Origin of the sequence: Ferdinandcohnia salidurans (assembly GCF_042680725.1) — a bacterium.
Taxonomy (GTDB): domain Bacteria; phylum Bacillota; class Bacilli; order Bacillales; family Bacillaceae_L; genus Ferdinandcohnia; species Ferdinandcohnia salidurans.
In genome coordinates, this window is sequence record NZ_JBHUEK010000029.1 from 80023 (window position 1) to 96279 (window position 16257).

General features: G+C 38.4%; 18 protein-coding genes. 12 read left to right on the forward strand and 6 right to left on the reverse strand.

The features are described from left to right. The first annotated feature begins 120 nt into the window (after positions 1–120). A complete protein-coding gene (locus ACFSFW_RS19810; RefSeq protein WP_304215397.1) occupies positions 121–399 on the forward strand; it encodes a hypothetical protein in 279 nt (92 codons plus the stop codon). A gap of 36 nt (positions 400–435) precedes the next feature. On the opposite strand, the gene ACFSFW_RS19815 is transcribed toward ACFSFW_RS19810, so the two are convergent. After that, the gene (locus ACFSFW_RS19815) at positions 436–891 is read right to left on the reverse strand and encodes a DUF2269 family protein (protein WP_304215395.1); all 456 of its coding nucleotides are present in this window, start codon (positions 889–891) and stop codon (positions 436–438) included. A gap of 179 nt (positions 892–1070) precedes the next feature. Here ACFSFW_RS19815 and ACFSFW_RS19820 point away from each other — a divergent pair, with 179 nt between their 5' ends. Beyond that, complete coding sequence (locus ACFSFW_RS19820) at positions 1071–1499, forward strand: YbaN family protein (RefSeq protein WP_304215392.1); 429 nt, start codon at positions 1071–1073, stop codon at positions 1497–1499. Positions 1500–1545: 46 nt separating this feature from the next. Here ACFSFW_RS19820 and ACFSFW_RS19825 read toward each other — a convergent pair whose 3' ends face one another. From ACFSFW_RS19825 to ACFSFW_RS19835, 3 genes are all read right to left on the reverse strand, one after another. Then, on the reverse strand, positions 1546–1887 hold the full coding sequence (locus ACFSFW_RS19825; RefSeq protein WP_304215391.1) for an ASCH domain-containing protein: 342 nt from the start codon (positions 1885–1887) through the stop codon (positions 1546–1548). A gap of 79 nt (positions 1888–1966) precedes the next feature. Continuing rightward, entirely contained in the window at positions 1967–2866 is a 900-nt protein-coding gene (locus ACFSFW_RS19830; RefSeq protein WP_099354014.1) for an ABC transporter permease, read from the reverse strand. 9 nt (positions 2867–2875) lie between these two features. Further along, a complete protein-coding gene (locus ACFSFW_RS19835; RefSeq protein WP_304215387.1) occupies positions 2876–3793 on the reverse strand; it encodes an ABC transporter permease subunit in 918 nt (305 codons plus the stop codon). Between the two features lie 243 nt (positions 3794–4036). Between ACFSFW_RS19835 and ACFSFW_RS19840 the strand changes: the two genes are divergently transcribed. The 8 genes from ACFSFW_RS19840 (at position 4037) to ACFSFW_RS19875 (ending at position 10269) form a co-directional block, all read left to right on the forward strand. Then, a complete protein-coding gene (locus ACFSFW_RS19840; RefSeq protein ID WP_304215385.1) occupies positions 4037–4870 on the forward strand; it encodes a basic amino acid ABC transporter substrate-binding protein in 834 nt (277 codons plus the stop codon). A gap of 69 nt (positions 4871–4939) precedes the next feature. After that, positions 4940–5596, forward strand: a complete 657-nt coding sequence (locus ACFSFW_RS19845; RefSeq protein ID WP_388040737.1) for an amino acid ABC transporter permease — start codon at positions 4940–4942, stop codon at positions 5594–5596. Further along, positions 5593–6315, forward strand: coding sequence for an amino acid ABC transporter ATP-binding protein (locus ACFSFW_RS19850; protein ID WP_388040739.1), 723 nt, complete (start codon positions 5593–5595; stop codon positions 6313–6315). Before ACFSFW_RS19845 ends, ACFSFW_RS19850 begins: the two co-directional genes overlap by 4 nt. A 171-nt stretch (positions 6316–6486) precedes the next feature. Further along, positions 6487–7023: an HD domain-containing protein gene (locus ACFSFW_RS19855; RefSeq protein ID WP_304215380.1), complete on the forward strand. Its 537-nt coding sequence runs from the start codon at positions 6487–6489 to the stop codon at positions 7021–7023. A 115-nt stretch (positions 7024–7138) separates the two neighbouring features. Then, on the forward strand, positions 7139–7762 hold the full coding sequence (locus tag ACFSFW_RS19860) for a TetR/AcrR family transcriptional regulator (RefSeq protein ID WP_388040741.1): 624 nt from the start codon (positions 7139–7141) through the stop codon (positions 7760–7762). 19 nt (positions 7763–7781) lie between these two features. Next, a complete protein-coding gene (locus ACFSFW_RS19865) occupies positions 7782–8666 on the forward strand; it encodes an ABC transporter ATP-binding protein (protein ID WP_304215376.1) in 885 nt (294 codons plus the stop codon). Between the two features lie 6 nt (positions 8667–8672). Next, positions 8673–9467, forward strand: coding sequence for an ABC transporter permease subunit (locus tag ACFSFW_RS19870; protein ID WP_388040744.1), 795 nt, complete (start codon positions 8673–8675; stop codon positions 9465–9467). A gap of 16 nt (positions 9468–9483) precedes the next feature. Then, positions 9484–10269, forward strand: a complete 786-nt coding sequence (locus ACFSFW_RS19875; RefSeq protein WP_388040745.1) for a DUF2705 family protein — start codon at positions 9484–9486, stop codon at positions 10267–10269. A 32-nt stretch (positions 10270–10301) separates the two neighbouring features. Here the strand turns inward: ACFSFW_RS19875 and ACFSFW_RS19880 are convergent, their stop codons facing one another. After that, positions 10302–11465 carry an ROK family protein gene (locus ACFSFW_RS19880; protein WP_388040746.1) on the reverse strand — a complete coding sequence of 388 codons (1164 nt, stop codon included), beginning with the start codon at positions 11463–11465 and terminating at the stop codon, positions 10302–10304. 320 nt (positions 11466–11785) lie between these two features. Here ACFSFW_RS19880 and tkt point away from each other — a divergent pair, with 320 nt between their 5' ends. Together tkt and fsa are read left to right on the forward strand one after the other, a co-directional pair. Continuing rightward, a complete protein-coding gene (gene tkt, locus ACFSFW_RS19885; RefSeq protein WP_388040747.1) occupies positions 11786–13795 on the forward strand; it encodes a transketolase in 2010 nt (669 codons plus the stop codon). A gap of 91 nt (positions 13796–13886) precedes the next feature. Continuing rightward, complete coding sequence (gene fsa, locus ACFSFW_RS19890) at positions 13887–14552, forward strand: fructose-6-phosphate aldolase (protein WP_099354003.1); 666 nt, start codon at positions 13887–13889, stop codon at positions 14550–14552. Between the two features lie 764 nt (positions 14553–15316). Here the strand turns inward: fsa and ACFSFW_RS19895 are convergent. Then, positions 15317–16222 carry a nuclease-related domain-containing protein gene (locus tag ACFSFW_RS19895; RefSeq protein WP_388040748.1) on the reverse strand — a complete coding sequence of 302 codons (906 nt, stop codon included), beginning with the start codon at positions 16220–16222 and terminating at the stop codon, positions 15317–15319. Positions 16223–16257: the final 35 nt, after the last annotated feature.

The following is a 16257-nucleotide window of genomic DNA, read 5'->3' on the forward strand; positions in this document are numbered from 1 at the left end:
TTCTTTATGCGGCATTTTTTTGTGAGAAACCCTGTATCGAACATAGGCAAAAAGTAATATGTCCTACCAACTGTAATCATGGTACGATTAACCAAAAGTGAAATAGAGAAGAGGGGTAGAATGAAACAAGTTAAGGCATTTGTGGGGTGCTTTTTCATCGCGGTTTCTGCTTTTTTGTATGCCACAAAACATGTTACGGCTGCAATCATATCATCTAATATGAATCGTCCAGACGTGAATTATTACGAAGGGGCATTCAAGGTCGTTGGATTTGGCATTAATTTTTGGATTATCGCATCCTTACTTGTAGGGGTTGTTCTATTAATAAGCCTGATTACACAAGGAGCTACATTTCCATTTAAAAAGAAACAAGCACTCGAAGAAAATCCCCACCAATGAATGATGGGGATTTTGTAGAATAAACTGTTATATCAATTAAAAAGGCTTTAAGATCATTAATGCAATGATAATCAAAAAGACAGTATTCTCGAGATGTTCTACTCGAAAAAGTGCTTTTGCCAAAGGGTAGTATTCGGCAGGAATGTCTTCACCTTGATGTGATTCTAATAAAGCTTTTACTGGCTTTGATTTAGGGGTAAGGGCGAATGGACCCATCGCTAGCGCAACAAGAAACAGCAATAAGCTTGTCACATACCAGCCCATTGTAAAGAGATAAGGATTAATAGCCCCCATTAAAAGTCCAGAAACGAGCAGGAGTATACCGCCAACCATGACAAATATGTGTAGCCTATGTCTAATTGCATACGAATGTCTAAGCTCTGTCATCGTATCTCCCGACTTCACAACCGTTGTTAAAATAAAGCCAGGTCCCATTCCGAGGATGGCTGAAAAAATATGTATGAAAACAAGTGCTTGATAAACAACATCCATTTTATGGTCCCCCATTTACAACATATTCCACTATTATGATAGCACGATAATAAATAAGGTAAGTGATGTAACTCACAACTCCCTATTCATAATCTTACTATTTTGTGACAGTGGTTTTCCAGTAAAAGATACGTGGTATAATAGGAAAGAAGTCCTTAAAGTCTTAGAAAGGGGACAATATGGTGAAGAGTATCACAAAATTTTTATATATTGTTTTAGGTTTTATTTTCTTTGGCCTTGGGGTAGTAGGAATCGTATTGCCCATCATCCCAACTACGCCCCTGTTACTACTAGCATCATTCTTTTTTGTAAAAGGATCGGAAAAATTTGATCGTTGGTTTAAAGGGACTAGTATCTATAAAAAGCATTTAGAAGGTTTTGTGAAGCGGCGTGAAATGACGTTAAAACAAAAGCTGACCATTTTGTTAACCGCAGATGCGATGATCGCAGTTCCATTTGTTATTTTAGATAGCATCTGGTTAAAATTATTTTTGGTCGCAGTTGTTATTTATAAATACTATTATTTCATCACGAAAATAAAAACGGTAGCACCTGAAGATTATGCGATACATCAGCAGGCACTTTTTGAAAAAACAAGTCATAAATAGAGAAAACCCTTGTCCATCTTATAATGACAAGGGTTTTCTGATGTTATTAATTGACTTTACTAAACTCATGAACCCAAACTTTCATATGAGGGAGCCAAGGCATACCAGGATGGTAGGAAAGAATCGATTCTTTGTATTCGTCAACAGTATCAAAGCCTTCCCTTTTCGCATCCTCGTCTGTCAACTCACCAAGGGATTGTTCATATACACGGTCAATTTTAAATTGTTGACCCTCAAGTGTCATGATTTCTCCAACATCTGCATATCGACCATTTCTACGTGTAGCTGTTTTTTTACCTTCTAAAACTTTTTTTACGTCTGACTCCATTGTCACAAGACGCTCAATGGAACATGTTTTAGCTGGTAATTCATTATTTGGTGTAGTCATTAACAAGCTCCTTTCAACTTACAGTTTTCAATAATATTTCCCATCATTACTATACACTTTAACAAGGAATATTGACAACTTAGGTTGTTTTTCGATCAAAATACCTTCTCAAGCCTTCCCCTAGAATGGTAAAAGTAAACATCGTAAAGGAGATTGCAACACAGGTCCAAAATGGAATCCAAATCGAGCTAATCATGTCTTTTCTAGCTTGTCCGAGTAACGTTGGCCAGTTAAGACTTGTATTAATCATCTCTCCGACACCATAATTGGTTTGAACAAACACTTGTGAAAGAAACACACCAAAAATACCTAATTGTGCGATTAAAAGACAGGTTCTTCCGATATCAATAAAGAAATTGACCATAATGGCAGGGTATGTATTGGGTAAAATGTTTCCTAACGCAAGTCGAAGTGGGGAAATGCCGACTGTAATTCCAGCCTCTATATACGGTTTCCTTACGATTCTTTGGGTTTCCTCACGGATGATGTGACTTACTTTTCCAACCTCAATTAATGCTAAAAGTAAAACCGACCACCACAAGCGATTTTCATTCATTACAAGGGCTGGAATTGCCAATAAAAGCAGTGCCGAAAAAATAATCGGAATACTAGAAAAGACATTGTTCCAAGTTGTAACAATCCAAGAAAACGGATTATTTTTACGTGTTGCTAGTAACCCAAGAGGGATGGCTAAACAATAGCGAATAACCACAATTCCTAAGATGATTTTTAGTGTATCTTTCGCACCAACGATGATCACACTTAATAAATCTCTACCTTCATGGTCAGAGCCAAATGGAGGTTGTTGTCCTGGTGAAAAAGGTGCTTTAAGCAACCCCTTGCCGCCGTCTAAAAAACGAATTCTGCCCTCTTCAATTCCTTCTTTAACATATGGTATATGTGGACCCACAAAGGTAATGAGAAGAAGAATACTTAACATAAATATGCCAGTGATTAAAAACCAATTTCGATTTAACATAAAACACCCCTATTTTGGATCTAATCTCATTTTGAGTACTTGGCTTATCATATGAGCCACCATCACAAGTATTAGAAAGCTAATACAAATTCCAATGATTAGACCACGTTCATCGGCACCGCCACCTGGCGGGATAAAGTTGGTATAGCCAATTGCCGAAAATAATCGATAGGCAGCTCCTTGGTAACCTAGTAAATATTCGACAACCAATAGGTTTGATAAAACAAATACCATTATTGATTGCAAATGACTAGAAACCGTGATTAAGCACGATCTCATCATATGATTGAGCAACACTTTATTTTTTGTGAATCCCTTAGCAAATGCCACTTGAATGTAAGGTTCGCGGTCCTGAGTTAGAAGTGAAACCGACGTGATTCTTGCAACATAAAGCATAGGCGCAATTGATACGAGAATACTGGGTGCGATAAATTTCCACCAGGCTTCCGTTCCCATGATGCTAAAATCCGGTACATATAATAGTAGAAAATAGCTTAAACAAATGATAATAAAAAAGTCAGGAACTCCTGAGAGGAACCAGGTGGCACCACTTCCTAAAAAGCTCTTTTTCGAATTTGTCCATCGATAGTCAAGAATCCCTTTTACTATTCCGAACACGACACTAAGAATGAACCCAATCACAATGATTTTAAGACTTCTCGGAAAAAACTTCGCAATTTCATCTTCGGCTGAGAGGGAGGCGAATTTAGTTCCTCCAAGACTTTTATTCTCATAAACATCTTTTAAAAATGTGCCTACACTCGTTGCATATTCTTTCAAATTAAATTGATAGGAATACTCAACAGTCATTGCCTTACCGGAAAAATCAATACTAGGTTCGCGAGGGAAAAGTACAAATAATATCACACATAGAAATACACATAAATAAATGGCTAAAATCTTTCCGAACTCTTTCACAACCCCCACAAAGACACCTTCCTTTTCGAAAATAGCTACTATTCTAAATATATTCGATATTCCAGTTCCTGTCATCACCCGATTTGTCGTTTGGTTAGTTCTATAGTTCTATATATGGTTCATAAAATGTAACGATAGGCATACATCAAAGGGGGAAAAACAATTCTATATTTCTTTTAGACTATCATTGTGATAATATAGGAAAAAAGTTAACTATTTTAAATTTTATAAAAAGTGAAAGGGGTTACATATGTGAAGAAAATAACGGTTTTTTCAATCATGCTTGTATTTCTCTTCTTGGCAGCCTGTGGAACTAGCGATACGAGTGGGACAGGCGGAGAAAAAGAGGGAGAAGATACAGGGAAAAAGACACTTAAGGTTATGACAGATGCGGCATATGCACCATTCGAGTTTATGGAAGGTGACAAAATCGTTGGTTTCGAAATTGATGTGCTTAATGCTGTAGCTGAGGAGGCAGGCTACGAACTAGATATTAAACATACGGGTTGGGATCCAATTTTTGTTGAATTAAATAAAGGTTCGTATGATATGGCTATCTCGTCGATTTCGATTACCGAAGACCGTAAGAAGGAGTATCTATTTACGATTCCGTTTTTCCTATCAACGAATAAAATTATGATCCCTGAAGATAGTAATATTCAAACTGCTGATGATTTGAAAGGAAAAAAGGTAGCGGTTCAAGCATCGACCACTGGACATTTCGCGGTTGAAAAAGTACTCGGTGAAAAGCATCCTGACATTAAAGCATTTGAAAATAATAACTTAGCCATTCTTGAGCTTGAAAGCGGTGGAGCGGATGCGGTTGTAGCGGATAACGGTGTTATTGAATACTACGCAGCGCAAAATCCAGACAAAAAGCTAAAGGTTGTTGGTGACAAAGATACATTTGATGCTGAATTCTACGGCATGATGTTCCCTGAGGGCAGTGACGACTTAAAAGCTGATTTGGATAAAGCAATTGAAGCCATTATAGAAAGTGGAAAATACACGGAAATTTATAAAGAATGGTTTGGAGCAGAGCCAGATTTAGAAGCATTAAAGGCAGAACAAGAAGCTTCGAAATAAACGAGTGAGAAATTGCGTAACGACTTCAATGTGTTACGCAATTTTTGGCTATAAAAAGGGGGACACACCATGGATTTTAGGTTTGATATAATCATAGATTATCTTCCCTATTTTGGGAGAGGAGCATTATTAACCATCGGTTTATCGATTGCTGGAATCTTACTTGGGACAATCCTAGGTCTATTTATTGGCCTTGGAAAAATGATCCGTAATAAATGGATTGCTCTTCCATTTATGTTTTACGTAACTTTCTTCCGCGGGACACCACTACTCGTCCAAATCTTTTTAGTTCACTTTGGGGTTGTTCCCCTATTTTTAGGTGGAACAAACGGAATTGTTGCAGGTGTTATTGCACTTACATTAAATGCATCAGCCTACATAGCAGAGATTTTTAGAGCGGGTATCCAATCCCTTGACCGTGGGCAAATGGAAGCCGCTCGCTCGTTGGGAATGACACATGCTCAAGCGATGAGATACGTCATTATTCCTCAAGCATTTAAACGAATGATCCCTCCATTAGGAAACGAATTTGTTATTCTAATAAAAGATTCATCCCTTCTGTCGGTAGTAGCAACACCGGAATTAATGCACTGGGGCCGCATGATGACTGGCCAATATGCGCGTGTGTGGGAACCATATTTAACTGCGGCCTTCATTTATTTGATTTTAACTCTTTCATTGACAATCCTACTAAACTATCTTGAAAAGAGGTTGAAAACAGAATGATCAAAGTAGACAATATAAAAAAATCCTTTGGGAAGAATGAAGTGTTAAAAGGAATCTCAGTTGATATTCAGCCCCAGGAGGTTGTGGTAGTCATTGGTCCTTCGGGATCCGGGAAATCAACTTTTTTACGTTGCATTAATTTATTGGAGACCATAGATGAAGGGCATGTTTTTATAGAGGGTGTCGATATTACTGATAAGAAAACAAATATCAATTCAATTAGAACAGATGTCGGGATGGTGTTCCAGCAGTTTAACTTATTTCCTCACAAAACCGTCATGGAGAATATTATGCTTTCGCCATTGAAAGTAAAGAAGGTTTCGAATGAAAAAGCGTATAATAAAGGGATGGAGTTATTGAAAAAGGTTGGTCTTGAAGAGAAAGCAGACGCTTATCCGGATTCATTGTCTGGTGGTCAAAAACAGCGTGTTGCGATTGCGAGAGCACTAGCCATGGAACCTAGAATCATGCTTTTTGATGAACCAACTTCTGCGCTTGACCCTGAAATGGTTGGGGAAGTTTTAGAGGTTATGAAGCAACTGGCACGAGAAGGAATGACAATGGTGGTCGTGACCCATGAAATGGGCTTCGCTCGTGAAGTGGGTGACCGTGTTCTTTTCATGGATGGTGGCTATATTGTTGAGGAGAATCAACCAAAGGAATTATTTGAAAATCCACAACATGACCGTATGAAAGCATTTTTGAGTAAAGTATTGTAAATGGGGATACCTGGCATCATTTTGTGTCAGGTTATTTTAACTTTATTCTGTTGAATAAAGTAAAAGCCTCCGGCGGATGCCACGATTTTTCAGAGGTAATTTTTCGAGCAAGCCCGAAAAAAATCGGGCGCAAATACGCCAAGGCGCATTTGATAGGAGGAGATCAACATCATGGACATGATTGAAAAAGCAATTATTGTTGCGAGTAAAGCACATGACGGGCAGTATCGTAAACTAACGAAAATTCCATATATTACACATCCACTTGGGGTAGGACTTATTTTAATGAAAATAAATGCACGCACCGAACTAGTAGCTGCAGGAATATTACACGATACAGTGGAGGATACCGAGTTAACTCTAACGGATATTAGAGACGGCTTTGGTGATGAGGTAGCAGAACTTGTGGACGGTTGTTCAGAGCCGGATAAATCTCTGCCGTGGGAAGCAAGGAAAGAACATACGATTTCATTTCTAAGGACTGCCTCAGAAGATAACCGAACAGTCGTATGTGCGGATAAGCTACATAATATCCGGTCAATCATCCGAGACTATGAGGAGCAGGGCGATCAAGTTTGGCGCAGATTTAGCCGTGGTAAGGATAAACAAGAGTGGTATTACCGGAATGTAGCCCAAAGCCTAGGTAATGCCTCAACTTTTCCATTACTAGAAGAGCTTAAAAAGGAAATCGACATATTGTTTGGTTAGGAATAACTGTGTCTCAAAGATAATCTTTGGGGCATTTTTTAATGTTGACCATTGTGGTCAATAAGGGATATAATGGAGTTGACCGAACTGGTCAATGTTAATTGGAGGTTTTACCATGCTTTCAAAATTCTTCAACTTAGAGCAAGAAAAGCAAGAACGAATCTTAAATGCAGCCACCAAAGAGTTTGCTGAAAAAAACTATGCGAATGCATCAACAAATGAAATTGTAAAGCAAGCGGGAATATCAAAGGGGCTGTTGTTTCATTATTTTAAAAATAAAAAAGAACTATATCTGTTCTTATATGACTATTATTTAGAGTTAATGGTTAATGACTTATTTGCCAATATTGACCTTGATGAGCCTGATATTTTTACTAAATATCGCAGTATTACATTGATTAAATTTGAACTAATGAAAAAACACCCTGAGATGTTTAACTTTATAAGACTTGCCTTTGAAGAAGATTCCCCCGACATTAAGATTGAACTTGAAAAAAGAAACAAGGATATCCTTACTAGTAGTTACTCGAAGCTAGCTAGTTCGATTGATGTATCAAAATTTAAGGAAGGAATCGATATTCAAAAAGCAATGAATATTATTTTTTGGTCACTTGAAGCCTTCGGTTATCAAAAGCAAGAACAAACAAAAGATATCCCGTTAGACCAGTTAAATCTCGAAGATCTGCTTGAAGAAATGGACGGATACATCGAAATGCTAAAACTAGCATTTTACAAATAATGTAGGGAGGTCTAGAAAAATGAATGTCATTGAAATTCAAAACCTAACAAAGATGTATGGAAAATCGCGGGGGATTGAAGATATTAGCTTCCATGTGGAAGAAGGAGAAATCTTCGGATTTATTGGGCCGAATGGCGCTGGAAAGTCCACAACAATACGAACCATGCTGTCACTCATCTACCCGACAAGTGGAAGTGCAAAAATATTCGGGAAAGATACTGTTCAATTCTCGTCTGAAGTTAAAAAGGAAATCGGTTATCTACCATCAGAAGTCTTTTATTATGACAATATGAAAGTGAAGGACCTGCTTAAATATTCGGCAAGCTTTTATAAAAAAGATTGCTCCAAGAGAATCAAAGAACTGGCTGAGATGATGGAGCTCGACCTGAATCGTAAAATTGATGATTTATCACTTGGAAACAAGAAAAAGGTTGGCATTGTCCAGGGACTTCTCCATGAACCAAAGCTTGTGATTCTTGATGAGCCAACGAGCGGGCTTGATCCATTGATGCAACAGCGCTTTTTTGATTTACTAGAGGAAGAAAATAAAAAAGGGGTGACGATTCTTTTCTCTTCCCACATTTTAAGCGAGGTTCAACGCCTGTGTGACAGGGTTGCTATTATCAAGGAAGGTAAAATCGTAACCGTTGAAAAGATTAGTACTTTAAAAGATAACAATTTTAAAAGATTTGAGGTTGAATCATTAGCTCCAATTGAAAAAAACTATTTTTCAATTCCAGGGGTAAATGATTTAGAGGTTACAGATAAGAAAATTAGCTTCCTGTTTAAAGGTAATATCAATACAGTAATGGAAAAAATCGCTGGAATTGAGATTACCAATCTGTCCGTAACAGAGCCAGACCTTGAGGAGATTTTCATGCATTATTACGAGAAGGAGGCCTAAAATGATATGAACGTCTTTCTTCATGAATGTAAGGCCTATCGAAAAACCACGCTCATTTGGACATTATCGCTCGTTGGAATGATGGTCTTGTTTATGTCGATGTTTCCAACGATCGCAAAGGATATTGAAGATTATAAAAAGGTGTTGGATGGTTTTCCAGATGCAATGAAGCAAGCATTAGGACTACAGGTTGATACCTTTGGTTCCGTTCTCGGATTTTACTCTTACGTGTTTGTGTACATTAGCCTTTGTGGGGCAATCCAGGCGATGAATTTTGGCACGGCGATTGTGTCAAAGGAAGTAAGAGAAAAGACAGCGGACTTCTTATTAACAAAACCAATCACAAGAAAAACCATTTTAACAGCAAAAATTTTAGCTGCATTTACATCCATTCTGTTCACAAGCATTGTATATTTAGTTGCCTCGTGGCTAATGGTAGCTGCAGTGGCAACGGATGAATACAGTACTAAAGCGTTATTACTAATTTCGATTTCGTTGTTTTTATTGCAAGTCATTTTTCTTGCGATAGGGATCTTCCTTTCCGTTTACTTGCCAAAAATAAAATCGGTACTCTCCGTTTCCTTAGGAACTGTTTTTGCTTTTTTCATTATTGGGATGCTTAGTTCAAGTGGTGATGAGTATAAACGGTATCTGTCTCCTTTTAAATACTTTGATTGGTACTATATGATTGAACACACAAGTTATGAGGGAGCATTTTTAATAGTTGGATTAGGGATTGTAGCTGTTGCAATTATCGCGAGCTATATCTACTATACGAAAAAAGATATTCATTCTGTGTAAGAAAGGAGGTCTTTGTATGAATGTATTTTTAAGAGAAATGAAGGCATACCGTAAGTCTCTCATCATTTGGAGCATCGGACTTGTCCTCTTAATATTCATGGGAAACACCGAATACTCGAGCCTTTCTTCATCTGGGCAATCCTTGAATGAATTGGTTGAGTCGATGCCAAAAGCACTTCAAGCCTTAATGGGGACGGGTACGTTAGATTTATCGACACCGATTGGGTATTTCGCGATTCTTTATTTATATTTGCTTTTGATGGCGACAATACATGCCTCGATGATGGGGGCTTCCATCATTGCCAAGGAAGAGCGGGATAAGACCTTTGAATTCTTATTTGTAAAACCCATTTCCCGTACGAAGGTCATAACGATGAAGCTAGTAGCTGCATTTATTAATCTTGTCGTTTTTAATGCTGTTACAACAATTGCGACGGTTTTGATTTTTGAAATGGATAATGGGATTGAGGACCTGCTTATGTTAATGGGCGGAATGTTTATTTTACAAATTCTTTTTTTAGTGCTTGGTTCTGCACTTGCAGCAGTTATCCGGAACCCGAAAAGAGCGGCACCCATTGCTACAGGAATTCTGCTACTGACATTTATTTTATCAATTGTCATTGATTTAAGTGAAAAACTTGAAGTCCTCAAATATGTTGTCCCATTTAAGTATTTTACAGCGGAAAATATGCTGACAGGGGATGGGTTTGAAGCTGTGTTCGTCGTTATCTCTGTTTGCTTAATCGTCATTCTAACAGCAGTAACCTATGTTTTTTATAAAAAAAGAGATCTGAACGTGTAAAAAGGAGCAGGCTCCTGCTCCTTAGAAGTTATTCATTTATTATAGGTTAAATTTAAAATGGGTACGCCTAAAAAGCGTTTGATTGCAAAGGCACATGCACCCATTCGAACGGTTCTTTTGCCTAAAGTTGAAACCGATAATTCACGATAGTGACTGATAGAAGAGGTTAAATGCTCTTCTATTTTTTTTATAGAATCGGGGTAGAGACGTAAGATTTCTCCATCAAGTATAATGGTATCCGGATTATACATGTTAATCATATTATTTAAACCAATCGATAGGTAGTAAATAAAGTGTTCGAGACGCTCAAGGATATCTTGGTCGCTTTTAGCAATTAGCTTTTTTAAGTCATCATATGTAAAAGAGGAAAGACCTTTTTCCACTCTTATATTTTCTAAAAAGACGGACTCTGAAGCATATTGTTCCCAGCACCCTTCATTCCCACAAGAACATGACCTGCCGTGTGGAACGACGATCATATGACCGACTTCACCAGAGAACCCATCATTTCCGCGAAAGAAATGATTGTCCATAATGATCCCAAGCCCGATTCCTGAATAAATCGTGGTACATAGTAAGCTGTTCGTTTCATGGTGAAGAAAGACTCTTTCAGCAAAAGCGGACATATTTGCATTGTTTTCAATATGAATTTCAAGCTTGCATGCTTTTTCAAGGTCTTCCTTCAAATGAACAGAGCGCCACAAGAATCGAGGTACAAAATGAATCTTTTCATCTTTTCCAACAAGTCCGTGAATCGCTATTACGACACCTATAATGCCATAACGGTTGTCACTGTATTCCTCATCAAGTAAATTGATTTGTTCAATTAGTATCTGAAGAATGTCCTCATAGGCTCGGCTCTTACATTCGATTGCCTTTTCGAAAACAAGCTTCCCGAGCAAGTCCGATATTGTGAATGAGATTTGGTTGTAATCCACATCTATTCCCAGCGCATATCCGGCCCTGGCGTTTAATGAAAGCATAATTGGCTTTCGCCCAACACTATTATGTTCTAGCTGAGTTTCAATGATTAAGTCTTCATCTAATAAATCAGCAACCTGTGCAGAAACGGTGGCCCTTGTAAGTGCTGTTGCTTTGGAAATGTCAGCCCTCGAGATCATGCCTTCTTGAACTATTTTTTCTAATATAAGCGAGCGATTAATTTTTTTTATATATGCTGCATCTCCAGTAATCATACAAATCCTCCATCTGGTAGTTGGTACAACTAAATTTTAAAAAGAAGATTTCATCATTAAGTTATACATAATTAATGGTAATATGTGAAAATTCCTTATGATGACGCTTTCAAAAAACTAAATTTACATTTGACATAATTGTTTGTATTTAGATAATTGACGAATAAAGGCTAGGGTGGTACATTATAAATGGTTATAATTTGTTTAGTGAACGAATTAATTATACAACTTATTTTAAAGATTGAAAAGATTGGTTTTTTTAGGTAGGGTATAACAATAGGATTACTATCTTTAATTTAATAGATTAGGAGTGTGGTTACATGAAAACAGCTTTAAATAACAAAGAATTAGATTTGTTAGCAATTAATACGATTCGAACTCTATCAATTGATGGTGTAGAGAAAGCAAATTCTGGACACCCAGGAATGCCAATGGGTGCAGCTCCAATGGCTTACACTCTTTGGGCAAAAGAAATGAATCATAACCCTGCAAATCCAAACTGGTTCAACCGCGACCGCTTTGTATTATCAGCTGGACATGGTTCCATGCTTTTATATAGCTTACTACATTTATTCGGTTACGATGTAACAATGGACGATTTAAAAGGTTTCCGTCAATGGGGAAGTAGAACTCCAGGACATCCTGAATTTGGTCATACTCCAGGTGTTGAAGCAACTACAGGTCCACTTGGCCAAGGTGTTGCAATGTCTGTTGGTATGGCAATGGCAGAAAGACATCTAGCTGAAACTTATAACAAAGACAATTATGAATTAGTTAACCACTTTACATATGCAATTTGTGGTGACGGAGACTTAATGGAAGGTGTATCCGCAGAAGCAGCTTCACTAGCAGGACACTTAAAATTAGGTCGTCTTATCGTGATGTACGATTCAAACGATATTTCATTAGATGGTGATTTAAACCTTTCTTTCTCTGAAAGTGTTGAAGATCGCTTTAAAGCATACGGCTGGCAAGTAATCCGCGTTGAAAATGGTAATGACACTGAAGAAATTCAAAAAGCATTACAAGAAGCAAAAGCGGATTTAAACCGTCCAACATTAATTGAAGTTAAAACAACAATCGGTTTTGGTTCACCAAACAAAGGTGGAAAATCGGCTTCTCACGGTGCTCCACTAGGTAAAGATGAAGTGACTTTAACAAAAGAATCATACGGTTGGACTTATGAAGAGCCATTCTTCGTACCAGAAGAAGTTAAAGAACACTACAGCCAATTTGTAGAAGCTGGCAAGCAAAAAGAAACTGTTTGGAATGAATTATTTGCAGAATATAAAAAAGCATACCCTGAATTAGCAATTCAATTTGAAATGGCATTAAATGGCGAGCTACCTGAAAACTGGGAAGCTTCACTTCCAAGCTTTGAAGCTGGATCTTCAGTTGCAACTCGTGATGCTTCAGGTAAAGCATTAAATGCGGCTGCTACTGCAATTCCACAATTAATCGGTGGTTCAGCAGACTTAGCAGGATCAAACAAGACTCTTATCACTTCTGAAAAGAACTATGCAATCGACAGCTTTGCTGCTCGTAACATCTGGTTCGGTGTTAGAGAATTTGCAATGGGTGCTGCTATCAACGGTATGGCACTTCACGGTGGCGTAAAAGTATTCGGAGCAACTTTCTTCGTATTCTCTGACTACCTACGTCCAGCAATTCGTCTAGCAGCTTTAATGAAGTTACCTGTAACTTATGTATTTACACATGATTCAATTGCAGTTGGTGAAGACGGCCCAACTCATGAGCCTGTTGAGCAATTAGCTGCATTACGTGCAATGCCAGGTCTTTCTATTCTACGTCCAGCTGACGCAAAAGAAACAGCTGCAGCATGGCGCTTAGCAATTGAAAGTACTGACACACCAACAGCACTTGTATTAACTCGTCAAGGTTTACCTACTTTAGAGCTTGACCAAGAAGCTGTTTATGAAGGTGTTAAAAAAGGTGCTTACGTTGTTTCTGAAGCAAAAGGAGAAGTTGCGGGTCTATTACTTGCAACAGGTTCTGAAGTTTCATTAGCAATTGAAGCTCAAAAAGAGCTTGAAAAAGAAGGCACTTTCGTATCAGTAGTAAGTATGCCAAGTTGGGATCGCTTCGAAAAGCAATCTGCTGAATACAAAGAAACGGTTCTTCCAAAAGCTGTGAAGGCTCGTCTAGGAATCGAAATGGCTTCTCCACTAGGATGGAAAGAATTCGTTGGCGACGAAGGTAAAGTACTTGCAGTTAACACATTTGGAGCATCTGCACCAGCTGGTAAACTTCTACAAGAATACGGCTTTACAGTTGAAAATGTTGTAAAGAACTTTAAAGAAGTACTGTAATTTTTTACTAACTCATTTGACCCACCTAAGCGCATAGGTGAGTCAAATGTTTCTAACAATATGGAAGATAAGATACTGGAGGGAAAAAGAAATGAAATTTTTTATCGATACAGCTAACTTAGATGACATTAAAAAAGCGTATAAAATGGGCGTATTATCTGGTGTTACAACAAACCCATCACTTGTTGTAAAAGAAGGCGTTAAATTCGAAGACCGAATTGCTGAAATCCTTCAAACTGTGCCAGAAGTAGAAAGTGTATCTGCTGAAGTATCTCCAGATGCTGAAACTGCTGAACAAATGATCGCAGAAGCTGAAGAGCTTCTAAAAATCAACGGTGGCGACAAAAACATCACTATCAAAGTTCCAATGACAGTAGCTGGATTAGAAGCAACTCGTTACCTATCTAAAAAAGGCGTTAAAACTAACGTTACTTTAATTTTCACGATGAACCAAGCTCTATTAGCAGCTCGCGCTGGTGCAACTTATGTATCTCCATTCTTAGGTCGTCTAGACGATATCTCTGAAGATGGCGTACAGCTTGTAGCAAAAATCGCTGAGCTATTCCGTGTTCACAACTTAGACTCTCAAATCATCGCTGCATCTGTAAGACACCCAGACCACGTTACTCGCGTAGCTCTAGCTGGTGCACATATTGCAACAATTCCATACTCTGTAATTGAGCAACTTACTAAGCACCCACTTACAGACCAAGGCTTAGAAAAATTCGCAGCTGACTGGGTTAAAGCAGTAAAATAATCGAGATTTAGTTTTTATATGGGGAACCCCGATTCGTAAGTGATTTTGTGCGGATTGGGGTTTTTTGTTTTGGGGATAATTAGTGTGAAGGGGTGAAGATCAATTTGGTGTGTTGGAGTAGCGGATTTGGTCGGAGCTCGATCAGTATTTTCGTTGGTGAAGTCCCACGCGAAGCCAGAGCAGCCGCGTAAAGTCCTTCATAGAGTGGATGAAGTCCCGGATGAGGCCAGAGCAGCCGCGTAAATAGAGTGGATGAAGTCCCGCACGAGGCCAGAGCACACTCGTAAAGTCCTTCATAGAGGGGATGAAGTCCCGGACGAAGCCAGAGCACACTCGTAAAGTCCTTCATAGAGATGATGAAGTCCCGCACGAAGCTAGAGAAGCCGCGTAAAGTCCTTCATGTAGCTGATGAAGTCCCGGACGAAGCCAGAGCACGCTGGTAAAGTCCTTCATAGAGCAGATGAAGTCCCGCACGAAGCGAGGGGACGCCCGTAAAGTCCTTCATAGAGCAGATGAAGTCCTGCACGCAGCTGGAGCATGCTCGTAAAGTCCTTCATAGAGCTGATGAAGTCCCGCACGAAGCCAGAGCAGCCGCGTAAAGTCCTTCATAGAGCTAATGAAGTCCCGCACGAAGCCGGAGCACGCTCGTAAAGTCCTTCATAGAGCAGATGAAGTCCCGCACGAAGCAAGAGAGCATGAGAAAAGCCCTTCATCCAATTGGATGAAGGACTAATTATGCACCCGACTAATTAGTATCAATATTATTATTCGAAGTATGCCCACTGGTGAACGCCTACTAATTTATAATTTTTCTTTAATATTTGCCGAATCCACTTCTTTGTAGGAACTACTTGACACCAATCATAAATAAGATTGGTCGTTATTTTTTCCTCGGGGAACAGTATCTGATACTCTTTAACAGATCTTAATACAGCGTTTGTCACCGATTCTTTATGCTCGCATTCTTTACATATGCATTTTTTACCCTCAACCACTACAGAAAACGAATCACATTTCTCACAAGTAATCCCTTTTCGAAATTGCTGGTAAGTATAATTTGGAACTTTGGTAAATGGGGATTTGGTGATATGCAATGACATTAATAAATCCGCTATTTTTTTCTGTTTTTCGTTTATTTTTATAGGGGTTGCGTCCAATGTCTTCATGTAGTTCTTGATTTGAGTTGGTAATATCGCCGGTAAATTTAGGGGTGCTTGGTAAAGAGTGAATGAGGGATTGATAAAAACAACAGAAGCATCAATTGGGAGGTGACATCCATGGTTGCGAAGCAATTGATTTAACAAAGTTTCACTTCTACTTAATTGAAGTAGGGGGTTGCTCACTTCTTGTTTGGGTTTCTTGAATAATTTATTTGCCTCATAATAGAAGTCGCCTTCATAATTTTTAACCTCATAAAAGTGAGTTTTTCCATTGATGAGAGTAAGAGTGTCTATTTGGAAGGTTGTGTTATTTACTTCTAGTAATAATCCATTTAATAGTAAGCATTCGCATTGAAGTTGTTCCGTCAAGTTATCGAATAACACTTCTCCTTCGTAACCTTTTTTTAGATTAGATAAGTACTGCATATCCTTGCTAGACAATTCACTTCGCTTGTCTAATAACTCGAGAACAATCAGTTCATCCGGTTTTGTTCGGTGTTTTAAGATCATAGCATACATCCTTTCTAGTAATTACCTTCATTATA

Excerpts from the sequence above, each read along its gene's own strand:
- ACFSFW_RS19855 (WP_304215380.1), top strand. The coding sequence starts at position 6,487 with ATGGACATGATTGAAAAAGCAATTATTGTTGCGAGTAAAGCACATGAC.
- ACFSFW_RS19870 (WP_388040744.1), top strand. The coding sequence starts at position 8,673 with ATGAACGTCTTTCTTCATGAATGTAAGGCCTATCGAAAAACCACGCTC.
- tkt (WP_388040747.1), top strand. The coding sequence starts at position 11,786 with ATGAAAACAGCTTTAAATAACAAAGAATTAGATTTGTTAGCAATTAAT.
- ACFSFW_RS19815 (WP_304215395.1), bottom strand. The coding sequence starts at position 891 with ATGGATGTTGTTTATCAAGCACTTGTTTTCATACATATTTTTTCAGCC.
- ACFSFW_RS19850 (WP_388040739.1), top strand. The coding sequence starts at position 5,593 with ATGATCAAAGTAGACAATATAAAAAAATCCTTTGGGAAGAATGAAGTG.
- ACFSFW_RS19865 (WP_304215376.1), top strand. The coding sequence starts at position 7,782 with ATGAATGTCATTGAAATTCAAAACCTAACAAAGATGTATGGAAAATCG.
- ACFSFW_RS19880 (WP_388040746.1), bottom strand. The coding sequence starts at position 11,465 with ATGATTACTGGAGATGCAGCATATATAAAAAAAATTAATCGCTCGCTT.
- ACFSFW_RS19895 (WP_388040748.1), bottom strand. The coding sequence starts at position 16,222 with ATGATCTTAAAACACCGAACAAAACCGGATGAACTGATTGTTCTCGAG.
- fsa (WP_099354003.1), top strand. The coding sequence starts at position 13,887 with ATGAAATTTTTTATCGATACAGCTAACTTAGATGACATTAAAAAAGCG.
- ACFSFW_RS19830 (WP_099354014.1), bottom strand. The coding sequence starts at position 2,866 with ATGTTAAATCGAAATTGGTTTTTAATCACTGGCATATTTATGTTAAGT.
- ACFSFW_RS19810 (WP_304215397.1), top strand. The coding sequence starts at position 121 with ATGAAACAAGTTAAGGCATTTGTGGGGTGCTTTTTCATCGCGGTTTCT.
- ACFSFW_RS19845 (WP_388040737.1), top strand. The coding sequence starts at position 4,940 with ATGGATTTTAGGTTTGATATAATCATAGATTATCTTCCCTATTTTGGG.
- ACFSFW_RS19875 (WP_388040745.1), top strand. The coding sequence starts at position 9,484 with ATGAATGTATTTTTAAGAGAAATGAAGGCATACCGTAAGTCTCTCATC.
- ACFSFW_RS19825 (WP_304215391.1), bottom strand. The coding sequence starts at position 1,887 with ATGACTACACCAAATAATGAATTACCAGCTAAAACATGTTCCATTGAG.
- ACFSFW_RS19820 (WP_304215392.1), top strand. The coding sequence starts at position 1,071 with ATGGTGAAGAGTATCACAAAATTTTTATATATTGTTTTAGGTTTTATT.
- ACFSFW_RS19860 (WP_388040741.1), top strand. The coding sequence starts at position 7,139 with ATGCTTTCAAAATTCTTCAACTTAGAGCAAGAAAAGCAAGAACGAATC.